This is a genomic window from Paraburkholderia sp. Ac-20347 (genome assembly GCF_017104805.1).
Lineage (GTDB): Bacteria > Pseudomonadota > Gammaproteobacteria > Burkholderiales > Burkholderiaceae > Paraburkholderia > Paraburkholderia tropica.
The window spans coordinates 1-12,237 of the sequence record NZ_JAAGPN010000004.1 but is presented as its reverse complement, the minus strand read 5'-3'; the positions used below and the strand labels follow the sequence as shown (position 1 = coordinate 12,237).

10 protein-coding genes are annotated in these 12,237 nt (G+C 65.4%); 5 read left to right on the top strand and 5 right to left on the bottom strand.

The window, feature by feature from the left end:
- Positions 1-147: 147 nt before the first annotated feature.
- The 3 genes from G3N97_RS01570 to G3N97_RS01560 all read right to left on the bottom strand — a co-directional run bounded on the left by G3N97_RS01570 (position 148) and on the right by G3N97_RS01560 (position 4,539).
- Positions 148-786 (bottom strand): hypothetical protein, encoded by a 639-nt coding sequence (locus G3N97_RS01570; protein ID WP_205991585.1) that lies wholly within the window; start codon positions 784-786, stop codon positions 148-150.
- 26 nt (positions 787-812) lie between these two features.
- Positions 813-2,186, bottom strand: a complete 1,374-nt coding sequence (locus G3N97_RS01565) for a cytochrome c peroxidase (protein ID WP_205991584.1) — start codon at positions 2,184-2,186, stop codon at positions 813-815.
- Between the two features lie 148 nt (positions 2,187-2,334).
- A complete protein-coding gene (locus tag G3N97_RS01560; protein ID WP_241030302.1) occupies positions 2,335-4,539 on the bottom strand; it encodes an alkaline phosphatase family protein in 2,205 nt (734 codons plus the stop codon).
- Between the two features lie 382 nt (positions 4,540-4,921).
- Between G3N97_RS01560 and G3N97_RS01555 the strand changes: the two genes are divergently transcribed.
- The 3 genes from G3N97_RS01555 to G3N97_RS01545 all read left to right on the top strand — a co-directional run bounded on the left by G3N97_RS01555 (position 4,922) and on the right by G3N97_RS01545 (position 7,525).
- Entirely contained in the window at positions 4,922-5,878 is a 957-nt protein-coding gene (locus G3N97_RS01555) for a 2OG-Fe(II) oxygenase (RefSeq protein WP_205991583.1), read from the top strand.
- A gap of 159 nt (positions 5,879-6,037) precedes the next feature.
- Complete coding sequence (locus G3N97_RS01550; protein ID WP_205991582.1) at positions 6,038-6,409, top strand: DUF4148 domain-containing protein; 372 nt, start codon at positions 6,038-6,040, stop codon at positions 6,407-6,409.
- Between the two features lie 141 nt (positions 6,410-6,550).
- The gene (locus G3N97_RS01545) at positions 6,551-7,525 is read left to right on the top strand and encodes a hypothetical protein (protein ID WP_205991581.1); all 975 of its coding nucleotides are present in this window, start codon (positions 6,551-6,553) and stop codon (positions 7,523-7,525) included.
- A 166-nt stretch (positions 7,526-7,691) separates the two neighbouring features.
- Here G3N97_RS01545 and G3N97_RS01540 read toward each other — a convergent pair whose 3' ends face one another.
- Both G3N97_RS01540 and G3N97_RS01535 read right to left on the bottom strand, forming a co-directional pair.
- Positions 7,692-8,942 (bottom strand): MFS transporter, encoded by a 1,251-nt coding sequence (locus G3N97_RS01540; RefSeq protein WP_346777999.1) that lies wholly within the window; start codon positions 8,940-8,942, stop codon positions 7,692-7,694.
- Positions 8,939-10,159, bottom strand: a complete 1,221-nt coding sequence (locus G3N97_RS01535) for a serine hydrolase domain-containing protein (protein ID WP_205991580.1) — start codon at positions 10,157-10,159, stop codon at positions 8,939-8,941. The genes G3N97_RS01540 and G3N97_RS01535 overlap by 4 nt, the downstream gene beginning before the upstream one ends.
- Positions 10,160-10,273: 114 nt before the next feature.
- Here G3N97_RS01535 and G3N97_RS01530 point away from each other — a divergent pair, with 114 nt between their 5' ends.
- The gene (locus G3N97_RS01530; RefSeq protein WP_205991579.1) at positions 10,274-11,182 is read left to right on the top strand and encodes a LysR family transcriptional regulator; all 909 of its coding nucleotides are present in this window, start codon (positions 10,274-10,276) and stop codon (positions 11,180-11,182) included.
- Between the two features lie 176 nt (positions 11,183-11,358).
- Positions 11,359-12,237, top strand: an 879-nt coding sequence (locus G3N97_RS01525; protein WP_205991578.1) for an FUSC family protein, incomplete at its 3' end; no start/stop codon positions are given.

The window sequence follows — 12,237 nt, the reverse complement described above, 5'->3', positions numbered from 1 at the left end:
AATCTCGGGATGCACTGTGCCGACATTAGCGGCACAGGCTCATCCCGTCGCGACGACAGGCGAAGTCACGCGGCGGCATGCGAAGTGTTCATCGCCTTCGCCATGCGCCGCGCGCTTCGCTTCGGCTGGCTTCGTTCAGCGCTCAAACTAAAGCGGATGCCAGCCGTCGTCGGCGGCAACCAGCATCTGCTTCAACTCCAGCGCGCCGCTGCCCTTCACGACACGCGCGAGCACGGGAAACGCGCCCTGCACCGCCGTATCGCGCGCCCAGGGCGCGGGGTCGAGCGTGTACGTGTAGCGCACGGTCGTGACGAGATGCGCCGGATCGTCCTCGCTTTTGTGCGGCGCGTCCCAGCCCGCAATTTTGTTCAGCCGCACGTGGCCGTAGCACAGGTCGGGCTGCGCCGCGTCAGCGCCGCGAGCGGCCGTATGCGGATGCGCATTGAACAGCGCCTTGCCCTTCGCGGTCAGCGCGTAGCGGCGCGCCTTCACCGTTTCGTCGGCACCGTCGCGGCGCGGCATTTTCATTTCCGCGTCGACATGGTCGACAAGCCCGGCATGTTCGAGCGCAGGCATCTGGATGCCGTCGCGCAACTGACCGGCGGCCGGCACGTCGGGCACATCGACGGGCCAGGTATGACGACCAATGCACAGATCGCCGTGGACTTCGAAATGTTTCTCCAACGCGGCGCTGAGATTCGCCTCGTTAGCGTCGCCGGGACGATTGCAGCCGCCAAGCGCGAGCGTCGCCGTTGCGATCAGCGTGATGATAAAAAGTGGTTTCATCGCTATTTTCAAGGGGTTTCTGTCGCTCATTGCACGCCCGGCTTATGCGCTGCCGGATCGTTGATCGCGTTCGCCACGCTATGCAGATGCGCGCGATCGGCATCGGCATGCGCGGGCGGCACGTAGCCGTCGTTGAGCGTTTTCAGGAACACGATCAGATCGCGCATTTCGTCGTCGGTCATCGGCGCGCGGCTGCCGGCACGACGCAGATCGAGCGGCATTTGCTTGTCGATATTCGCGCGGTATTTCGCGGGCAAATCGTCGAATTTATTCACGCGTCCACGCGCGTCGCGCGGATACCACTTCTCCGGTTCGGTGTCGCGCGTGTTGTAGAAACGCACGACGTCTTCGAGCGAACTGAACACGCCGTTGTGCATGAACACGTGCCGCGTCGCCACGTTGCGCAGCACGGGTGTCTTGAACATGCCGCACGTCGCGCTCGCGCCTTTGTCCTTGCCGGGACGATGATCGGTACGCAACGGACCGCACAAGCCGAGATCGAAATACTTCGGATCGGCGTTGGCGGGAATCGCCTTGTTGCGCGGCACGCCGATGGCGTTGAACGAGTAATCGCTGGTGATGTCCTGACTGCCGTCGTTGCCGCCGCCAATCAGATGGCACGCCACGCAATTGCCCTTGTTCGGATCGAGGAACACGCGCAGGCCGTGCATTTCGGCGTCGGTCAGCGCGCCGCCGACCTTGTTGTTGCGGTATCGATCGAACTTGCTGCTATACGGGTGGAAGCTGCGGTCTTCGACCTGATACGCCTGCAAGGCCGCGCCGACGAGTGCGAACGCGCGGTCCGTGTCGTCGAACACATTCGCGCCGTAGGCCGCGCGGAACTGCTCGGCGTAAGCGCCCTCGCGCACGGCGCTCACGACCGCGGCCTTGCTCTGCGCGGCCATTTCGTTGGGCGCCAGCAGCGGAATCGCGGCCTGCTCGGCGATCGTATTGGCCCGGCCGTCCCACGTCAGGCCGCCGCCGGGGCCGGGATCGCTGACCATGTCCGGATTCTGGAAGGTATCCGAATACGGGTTGGTGTAATCCTTGTACATCAGCGTCGGCACGGCGCGCGTGCCGGGCTGCAAGCCATCGCGGCCACCCAGTTGCACGGACAGATCGTTGGCCGGCGCATACGCGTGTTGGGGATCGTGGCAGGTCGCACAGGCCATTTTTCCGGAGCCGGACAACGCCGGGTCGAAGAACAGCTTCGCGCCGACTTGCGCGGCGGGCGACAACGGCGAGGCAGGGGCAAGCGGCACTTCGGCCTTGACCGGCACGATGGCTTGATTCGCCTTCACGGCGCCGGAAGAATCCGCAGATGTCGCGGGTTTGCAGGCGGCGAGTGCAACGGCGAGCGCGGCTGCCGTGAAGCCGGCAGCAAGCAGGGTTTGGCGCATGATGATAACGATTGAGGCCGATCATTCGCATTCCGAATCAAATGCAGATGACCGGCATGACATTCCGAAAGCACGTACGACGCCGAAGCGCCCCGCTCGCGCGGGCGCTTCGGCTGCCGTGGACGGACCGTTTGTCCGGCGTCCGGCCTTACGACTTGATTGCCCAGATGTTGGTCTGCGTGGCGTCCGGTCCGGTGGCCGTGTTGTTGCCGCTGCCCACCGAGCCGCTGCCGCTGACACCCTTCGTGCTGCCGCCCGATTCGATATCGCCGGCCTGCATCACGTACTTGTGATTCATCGGCCGCACCGAGTCGAAGTGCGTGTTGGCGCTGCCCGAGTACTCGGCCAGATTCGCGAGGTTGTCGGCGATGAACTTCTCGGTGTACTTCGAGCGGTTCATATACGACGTCGCCACGGCCGGGTCGGCCAGCGCGAACATGTCCTGCATCGTGCGCACGAACGAGAAGTGGCTATACGAGTCGGAATCGACGATCTGCTTCGGCGCCTTCGGCTGATTCGTCAGCAGCGAGAAGATCGTCGGACCGTCGCCCTTGTTGCCGCCGCTGTACTTCGGAATCGCCGTGGTGATGCCCTCGCCGAGCGGCGCGCCGCTGGTGGTGCCGCCGCCCACGTTCCAGCCGCAGCACGACGAACTGCCGTAGAAGCTCGTGCCTTCGTCGAACAGCATGACGATGGCCGCACGCCGGTTGGTGTTCTTCCAGATCGGCGAGGCTTCGATCTTGTCCACGAGGTACTTGGCGTAGGCGTCGCCGCGCGAGATTTCCGTCGACTTGCAGGTGCTCACGCCGTGAATATCGTCGCACTGGTCGGGCACGATGTAGTTCAGCGCGCCGATGTCGCCACTCTGAAGATCGTCCTCGAACTGATGCGTGTTCCAGGTGATCTTGTTGGCCGTCGCGTAAGCCGCGATCGACGTATCCCACTGGCCGCCGCCCACCGAGCGCGTCAGGTTCTTGAAGAAGTCCGGGCGGTTGCGCACGTCGTCGAAATTCACAGCCGGATGATGCTTGGTCTTGTAGAGACCCGCGGGCATTGTCTCGGTCGCGCCCGAGACCGAGTTCGTGCCCGAAATGGAAGCGTTGGCGACGCCATCCACACGCGGATCCTGGCCGGGGTTCATCGACTCGCTGTACACGCGCGTGCCGAGGCCCGCGTTGTACATCGCGCTGAACATATTGCGGCGGCCCTTGATGTTGTGGACCTTCGTGTCGGCATTACACGCCGTCACCGGCACGTAGACATCGCTCGGCTGATTCGCCGTGTCGCCTGCGGGCAGACAGTTCCAGGCGTTGTCGTCGGCCACGCCCCAGTCGTCGGCGCTCGCGAGCGAGATGTAGTTCGGCTCGCTCGGGTTGCCGGTCGAGAAGTAGTTGGCGGCCTTGTTGCCTTCGGTGTGCAGGTACTTGTAGAAGTTCGGATAGGCCGGATCGTCGATCGTCTGGTTGCTGTGATTTTCGAAGATCACGACGAACAGATGGTCGTAGCGCGGAATGCCTTCGGGATTGAACGCGGCGTCCTGCGCGGCCTTGACCGTCGTGACCGGATCGGTCGTGACGTCGCTCACGTAGCCGCGATCGAGGATCTTCGAAGCGAGCGTGTAGCGGCTCGCCAACGCGTTGGCTTCGGTCAGCAGCGCGGTGCTGCCGCTGCCGGTGCTGGACAGCGCGCCCACCACGTCGTCGGCCTTGACGGTCACATCGGCCGTGCCGCCCGTGAAGCTCAGGCGGCCCGCGATGGCGCTGCGCGCGTCGTCGTAGCTCAGTTGCTCGGCTTCGGTCAGGCGCACCACTTCGGTCGTCAGCGGGCTGATCACCACGTCTCCGCCCGCGCTCGCCTGCTCGGCCGCGCTGCGCAGCACCAGCTTGCTCGCGACGTTTTTGGTGCCGGCGCTCGGGTCGTTGTAGGTCGCATCCGTGTCGATCACGGCCACGAGTTTCGCGCTCGACGATGCCAGCGTAAAGCGGCCGCTGCTGTCGGTGCGCGTGGAGACTTCGCCCTGATCGCACACGCCGTTGTTGTTCGTGTCCGCGCAGACCGTGGCGTTCGCGTACGTGATCGGCACGAAGGTCTGATCGACGGCGTCACCCGTGCTGCTTTTCGCGTAGTCCACGCCCGATGCGGACGAGTTGGCCACGCCGCCCGGGTTCTTGATCGCCGCGCCGGTGACGACGCCGCTGAGCGTCTGCTGCACGCCGCCGGAATTCTGATCGGTGCCGCTCGCGCCGTTGTTGTTATTGCCGTTGCCGCCGCAGCCCGCGAGCATGGCGGCCGCCGCGAACGCGGTCAGCAGAGGGACGAAAGTGGGGGAATTGCCTCGGATTCTCTGGTGCATTCTCATTGTTTTATCGCCGGTTCGTCGCGGCTTATCAATGGTTGTCGTTGTGCGCCGCGCCGGTCGTCGTCACCGATGGTGATCACCGATCGTCATGCGGGTCGCCCGCATGGCGACGCGTGTCTCCCAGGCGAGATGTCTCCCGGCCGACGGCACCCGTGGGTCGCTGTCGCTCATGTGCAGCAGGCGGGATGCTAGGCAGGAGATGTGACTATTTCGTTAATAAAATACAAAAACATTCCAAATTGCTTTCGCGTACCAATATTTTAGAAACCAATCGGAAATTTGTTGCGAACACAACTGCAAGGAAGCGATACTTGCAGCCCCGCTCGCGAGGCGCTTCGCCGAATGAGCCGGGAAACGACGTCATCGACTGCTCATCATGAACGCCACTTCACCGTCCGCCTTTCGTTCATCGCCTGATGCTGCCTCGCCAACGCAGCTCGCCACGCTGCACTTTTCCGCCGCGTTGCGCGACTGGATTCTCGATGCGCTACGGCGCGGCGCCGATCCCGACGCACTGGTGCAAGCGCTCGCCTCGCGCCAGTACGATCCGCGCACGGCGCGCGACCTCGTGCAGGCTTTCGCGCGCGTGCTGCGTGAAGGCTTGCCGATTCCCGATGGCCAGATCACGGTCGAGCGCGAGGCCGTCGCGCGCGAGGCCGCCGAGATCGCATCCGGCCGCTTGCCGCGCGTCTCGGTGTTATCGGGCGGCGACCGCGACGTGCGCGTGCTCTCGCGTATCGAGCAACCGCTGATTGCCGTGCTCGAAGGCGTGCTCAGTCACGCGGAATGCGATGCGCTGATCGACGCTGCGCGGCCTCGCCTCAAACCGTCGACCACAGTCGATCCGCAAACCGGCGAGGAAATCACCTCGACCGATCGCAGCAGTCTCGGCATGTTTTTCCGTCTCGCGGAAACGAGCCTGTTGCAAACCATCGACGCACGCGTCTCGGCACTCATGCAAATGCCGATCGAACATGGCGAAGGGCTGCAAGTCTTGAATTACGCGCCGGGCGCGCAAAGCCGTCCGCATTTCGATTTCCTGATTCCGTCGAACGCGGCCAATCAGGCCTCGATTGCACGCAGCGGTCAGCGCGTCAGCACGCTCGTGATCTATCTGAACGATGTCGAATCCGGCGGCGAAACCGTGTTTCCGGAGATCGGCTTGTCGGTTGTGCCGCGCAAAGGCAATGCGCTGTATTTCGAATACTGCGACGGCAACGGTCGACTCGACGGCAAGACGCGCCACGCGGCCGCGCCTGTGCTCGGTGGCGAAAAATGGGTGGCGACGAAATGGATGCGCGAGCGGCGGTTTATTGCGGCTGGCGAGGGTTGATGCGTTTGAGTTGATGCGTTTTGTTGGCGGGTAATGTGGGTTAATGTCGGGTAATCGAAAGCGTTTGGCGAAACACCGCTTTTTTTAAGGCCTCACCGAAAACGCGGCACACCACCTGCTTCCCGAAGAGTGCGTTCCCAACTCTTCAGGAGAATCAGGATGAATGCCATCAAACGCACAGCCGTTGTCGCCGCACTCTTCGCCACGCCGATCGTCGCGCTCGCGCAGACCGCGCCGTCGTCCGATTCGCTCACGCGTGCGCAAGTGCAGCAGGATCAGATGCAGATGCGCCAGGCGGGCTACGACCAGTCGGTCGGCGACCAGGCGTCGTATCCGCGTCAGGTGCAGGCGGCCGAAGCGCGTATCGGCGCGCAGCAGGTCAGCGCGGCCTCGACGGGCGGATACGGCGGCGTCGCGGACGGTTCGTCGGCATGGGGCCCCAACCGCCTGCCCCAGCAGTCGTCCAGCGCAACCGTCCAGCCGGCGCACACCGGCGCGACCGGCCTCAAGCCGGTCTACTTCGGCCAGTAAGGCCGTTCAGGCCGTCTCGCGTGCATCGCTCATGACAACCGCCAGTCGCGGCACGCTTTCTGCTGATCGGTGTTCGACATGACACGCGCGGCGTCAGACACCCAGTCCGGCGCCGCGCTCCAACCGGACAGCGGAGGCATCATGGACGAGACACGCCGACTGGATGCGCGAGAAGACGCACAATACGCCGCGGAGCGCGCCCTGCAAGCACCCTATGAACGCAGCGGGCGCGCGCGCTCCGCCGTCTCGTGGTCCGCCGTGATCGCGGGCGCCGTCGCGATGGCCGCGTTCGCGCTGATTCTGCTCACGCTCGGCACCGGGCTCGGGCTCTCGTCGCTCTCGCCGTGGCCGGGCAGCGGCGCGCATGCGAAAGCGTTTGGCTTCGCCGCCATCGTCTGGATCTGCGTGACGCAAATCATGTCGGCGGGTCTGGGCGGTTATCTTGCGGGTCGCCTGCGCCGTCACTGGCCGGGCATCGGCACCGACGAAACGCACTTCCGCGACACCGCGCACGGTTTTCTGGCGTGGGCGCTCGCCACCTTGCTGACCGCCTTCGTGCTCACCTCCGCGCTCTCGGGCATCGCGCGCGAAGGGGCGAGCGCGCTGGCTGCGCATGAAAGCGCGTCGGGCGGCGCACCGCTCGCGAGCGGTTTGTCCACGCTCGATCGCGGCAATGCGCTCGCCGCGTATCGAAGCTGGCCGATGGGCTATCTGATCGACGGCATGCTGCGCCCCGTCGCGGATGCGCCGACGCCCGCCGCGCAAAACGCGGACACCGCGCTCACGAGCGTCGAACAAAAGCAGGAAATCGCGCGCATCTTCCTCAACAGTCTGCCCGCGAACGGCGCGCTCTCATCCGAGGACAGCGACTACGTCGCGCGCATCGTCGCGCAACGCACCGGACTCGCGCCCGCCGACGCCCGCGCTCGCGTGACGACAACCTGGACGCGTCTGCAGGACAAGACGACCCAGATCGACAACGCCGCGCGCGCAGCCGCCGACACGGCGCGCAAGGCCACCATCCACGTCACGTTGTGGCTGTTCGTTTCGCTGCTGCTGGGCGCATTCGTTGCCAGTCTGATGGCGACGGTGGGCGCCCGCATGCGCGAATGGTGATGCCGGTTTGAGGCCTGTTTCAAGGCATCGCAACGATTTTCTTTCTTCTAACGCCAGGAGACTGACATGCGCTCGATTCTTCTTTATATGCTCGGTGTGCCGATTCCCATCATCATTCTGATCGCGCTGTTCTGGCATTGAATGCGCGACTTCGCGGGTTCGCGGTCTAACGGCTGCAATGCTCGGCAGGCACAGCTTCGGTGGGATTTCGCGAAGTTCGCGCGGAAAAACCGTGGTCTTTCGCGAACCACACGACCACGAACGTCACGCCGAGCAAGCCCAGCAGCACCGGAAAAAACGCGGCGATACTGAAGCGGTCGAGCAGCACGCCGCCGATCATGCCGCCGCCCGCGATCGCCGCATTCCAGACCGTGACGAGCACAGCTTGCGCGGCGTCGGTGGCCTCGCCCGCTGCATGGGCGAGCGCTGTTTGAAACAACGTCGCCGCGCCGCCGAATGCGAGGCCCCACACGGCCACGCCCGTATAAACGAGGGTTTCCGCGTTGCCCGCGCGCGCGAGCATCAGCGTCGCGACGGCGAACAGCAGCGTGCTGGCGAGTGTCAGTGTGCGTAAATGCCGATCGATCAATACGCCGACGATCAGGATCCCGAACAATGACGCGATGCCGAACGTCAGCAAGACACGATCGGTCGAATCGCCCAGACTCGCCGTTGCAAGAAATGACGCGATATACGTGTAAAGCAGATTGTGTGCGAGCACGAAAGTCAACACGACCAGCAGCACGGCGCGCACGCCTGGCAAGCTGAGCGCGCTGCGCAATGCGGGACGCCGGGTTTGCGCTTTTCCCTGCATTTTCCCCTGCGTTTTCCCCTGCGTTTGCCCCGCAAAATCCGGCACGATCGCCCGCACCCACACGAGCAGCGCAACGGCGAGCACACTCATCACACAAAAGGCCGCGCGCCAGCCGGTCCACGTGCCGAGCAGCGTCCCCGCGGGCACGCCCAGCGACAACGCGAGCGGCGTCCCCGCCATCGCCACGGCAATCGCCGCGCCCTTGCGATGCTCGGGCACCATCCGCGCGGCGTAGCCCGCCAGCAGCGCCCAGATCAACCCGGCAGAAACACCGGCGATAAAACGCGCGACCAGCGTCAGCGCGTAATGGTGCGAGAGCGCCGTGAACGCATTCGTGACGACAAAGCCCGCTATCGCCGCCAGCAACAGCGGACGGCGTCGCAAACGCTGCGTCGAGGCGACGAGCGGAATCGCCGCCAGCAGTGATCCCGCCGCGTACGCCGTCACGGTCTGACCGACCGCGGACTGCGAGGCGCCCAGCCCCTGCGCCATCTGCGCGAGCAACCCGGCAGGCAGCGCTTCGGTCAGGATCGTGACGAAGGCTGCGAGCGACAGCGGCAACAGCTTCGCGAGCGGCAGGCGTGCGTCGATGGCGGGCGTCACCGCGCCACCTCGCCTACGCCGTAGACGGCGTCGCGCAATTCGGTCACGAAGCGGCCCGACATGCCCTCGTAAAGCGTATTCGTGAGCGCGACGACGCTCAGTTGACGCGCCGGATCCACGAACCACGAATGGCCGTACGCGCCGCCCCAGCGCCAGGTGCCGTTCGACTCGGGCGACGCGGCGCGCACGCGGTCGCGCAACACGGAGAAGCCCAGGCCGAAACCGTAGCCCGGCGCATCCGGCGGTTCGCGGCCGCCGGTCTGGTCGCGGCCCATCTGCGCCACCAATTCGGCGGGCAGCAGCGCGCCGCCGCCTTCGCGCAAGGTTTCGAGCAGCCGCAGCACATCCTCGGCGTTGCCCGCCATGCCCGCGCCGCCAGAGGGGAACGCCGCACGATCGAACACGCGCGCCGGACTGAAGCGGATGCCGACCGTCCCTTCGAACGGCGCGACGAGATCGCCTTCGCGCAGCAATCGCGGACCGGCCTCGTCGTGGTCGTCGTTTGATTCATTTGTGCCGTTTTTATAGGGCGTCGCGAGTCGCGCGGCGTCGTGCACATGAAAGCCAGTTTCCGTCATGCCAAGCGGACCGGTCACGAGATCGCGCACCGCCACGGCGAGCGGCGCGTCCTGCACGCGCTCGATCAGCGCGCCCAGCACGTCGATCGCGAGCGAGTAAGCCCACGCCGTCCCCGGCTCGTAGAGCAAGGGCACGCTCGCAATACGCCGCAGGTTTTCCGCGAGATCGATAGCGGAATCGTCCATGCCGTCCGACACGCCCGCGCGTGCGTACGGGCCATCGTCATCGGCTTCGAGAAAACGGTAGCCGAGCCCCGCCGTATGACTGAGCAGTTGACGCGCCGTGATGCGCGCCGCGCGCCCATCGGCCAGACGCGGACGGAATGTCGGCAGCCAGCGTTCGATGCCCGCGTCGAGGTCGAGCCGCCCTTGCGCGGCCAGCACCATCGCCGCCGTCGACACGATCGGCTTGCTGACCGACGCCAGCCGGAACAGCGTATCCACGCGCATCGGCCGCGCGCTTTCGCGATCGGCCAGCCCGGCGGCCTCGCGGTGAATCAGCTCGCCGCCCTGCGCGACGAGCACGACCGCGCCCACCAGTCGCCGCTCGTCCAGCGCGCGCCGGACTACCTCGTGAACACGCGCGGACAGCGACGTGGAAGCGTCATCCAGGCGCGCAGCAAAAGCGGAAATCGTCATCGGTTCGACCTCGTCGAAAGAACATGCCTCCACGATAGTGATCCGACGATTGAAGAAAAAGTGGGGTAGAGTTCCGCGTTATGCGGACACCGATGTCCGCAATGGAGAGATCGAGTGGAAAGCCTCAACGGCTTCATGGTGTTCGTCCAGGTCGCCGAAACGCGCAGTTTCGTGGCGGCCGGACGCGTGCTGGGCGTCTCGGCGTCGGCGGTCGGCAAGAGCATCGCGCGGCTCGAAGACAAGCTCGGCGCGCGGCTCTTTCATCGCAGCACGCGCAGCATCACGCTGACGTCGGAAGGTGCGCGTTTTCTCGAACGCAGCCGCCGCATTCTGGCCGAAATCGAAGCGGCGCAGCTGGAGATTTCGCAGGCGAGCGCCGCGCCGCGCGGCCGCTTGCGCGTGAGCCTGCCGCTCGTCAGCGCGCTGATGCTGCCGGTGCTCAGCGACTTCATGCAGGCGTATCCGCAGATCGAACTCGACCTCGATTTCACCGACCGCGTCGTCGATGTGATCGACGAAGGTTTCGACGCCGTGGTGCGGATCGGCGAGCCTGGCGATTCGCGGCTCGTCGCCCGCAAGCTCGGCACGTTTCGCTGGCGCGTGGTGGGTTCGCCCGCGTATTTCGAACGGCGCGGCACGCCGAAAACACCCGCCGATCTGCTCGATCACACCTGCCTGCACTATCGCTATCCGAGCACGGGACGGCTCGAAAGCTGGGCGCTGCGTCGCGCCAAAGGCGAGCCGGAACTCGCGCTGCCGGTCTCGATGATCTGCAATAACATCGAAACCCGCGTGTGCTTCGCGCTCGAAGGGCGTGGCATTGCCTACCTGCCCGACTTCTCGATCAGGGAACCGCTCGCGGACGGGCGCCTGCGCGCGGTGCTCTCGTCGCATCTCGAACGGCCTGGCGTCGTGCATGTGCTGTGGCCCGCCAGCAAACATCCGTCACCGAAGGTGCGTGCGCTGGTGGATTTTCTGAGCGCGCACGTGTTTCCGTCGACCCGCAAAACCGCGTCTCGCTGACGCTGAGCCGCCCTCGTCCCTGCATGTCCGCTCACGCATCGAACAGCACGTGGCGTCGATACAACTGCGCTTAAGCGCACGCGTTTTTTCTCTGTGCAATCCTGTGTCGCGCGCTTGAGCCTGCCGCAGCGGCTCGTACGCAAACTTCTCGCGATCCACACCGACCAGGGACACCCATGAACGTGACGCCCGCCGGCGCCACACCCACGCGCCTGCGCGATGAATGGCTCGCCTACTGGCGGGACGACGCGCCGCGCCTGCTGCACATCGGCAAGGTGGGCCTCGCGGTCGTCATCGCGATGGGGCTGTGCATGCGCCTCGAACTGCGTTCGCCCGCCACGGCCATGCTGTCCTGCGTGATCGTGATGATGCATCAGCAAAGCGGCATCGTGATCGCGCGCGGCTTTTATCGCGGGCTCGGCATGGTGGCCGGCAGTCTCGCGGGCCTCGTGCTGATCGCGTTGTTCGCGCAGCAGCCGCTGCCGTTCTTTATCGCGCTCGCCGCGTGGATCGGGCTGTGCGCGTACGGCTCGGCGTACTTCCGCAACTTCCAGTCGTACGGGCTCGTGCTCGCCGGTTTTTCCACGGCGATCACCGCGATGCCCGCGCTCTCGAATCCGTATGGCGTGTTCGACAACGTGATCTATACGATCAGCGAAGTCGTGATCGGCGTGCTGAGCGCGAGCGTGGTGAGCACGGTCGTGTTGCCGCGCAAGGTCGCGCCCGCGCTCTACGCGGCGGGCCGCGCGAGCTTCACGCATCTGCTGGGCACGCTGCGCGCGACGCTCGTGCGCGAGGCCGCGCCGACGCAAGCCAGTGCACAAACCAGCGCCCTTCTGGGCCTGATCGGCGAGCGGGCGAACGTGGAATTGCTGCGCACCGGCGCGCTGTTCGAAGATCCGTCGATGCGGCTGCTGCATTCCGTTTTTCTCGATCTCGACCGCAGCTTTCTCGACACCGTCATGTGGCTCCACGCGTTGCAGCGCGTGAAGGCGCACGCGGCCGCCGATGCGCATCCGCGCGCCCAGGCCGCCATCGCCGCCCTGACCGACGCC

Bases quoted from the DNA above. Each gene is read 5' to 3' on its own strand.
- G3N97_RS01555 (WP_205991583.1), top strand. From the start codon at position 4,922: ATGAACGCCACTTCACCGTCCGCCTTTCGTTCATCGCCTGATGCTGCC.
- G3N97_RS01550 (WP_205991582.1), top strand. From the start codon at position 6,038: ATGAATGCCATCAAACGCACAGCCGTTGTCGCCGCACTCTTCGCCACG.
- G3N97_RS01535 (WP_205991580.1), bottom strand. From the start codon at position 10,159: ATGACGATTTCCGCTTTTGCTGCGCGCCTGGATGACGCTTCCACGTCG.
- G3N97_RS01565 (WP_205991584.1), bottom strand. From the start codon at position 2,186: ATGCGCCAAACCCTGCTTGCTGCCGGCTTCACGGCAGCCGCGCTCGCC.
- G3N97_RS01570 (WP_205991585.1), bottom strand. From the start codon at position 786: ATGAAACCACTTTTTATCATCACGCTGATCGCAACGGCGACGCTCGCG.
- G3N97_RS01560 (WP_241030302.1), bottom strand. From the start codon at position 4,539: ATGCACCAGAGAATCCGAGGCAATTCCCCCACTTTCGTCCCTCTGCTG.
- G3N97_RS01545 (WP_205991581.1), top strand. From the start codon at position 6,551: ATGGACGAGACACGCCGACTGGATGCGCGAGAAGACGCACAATACGCC.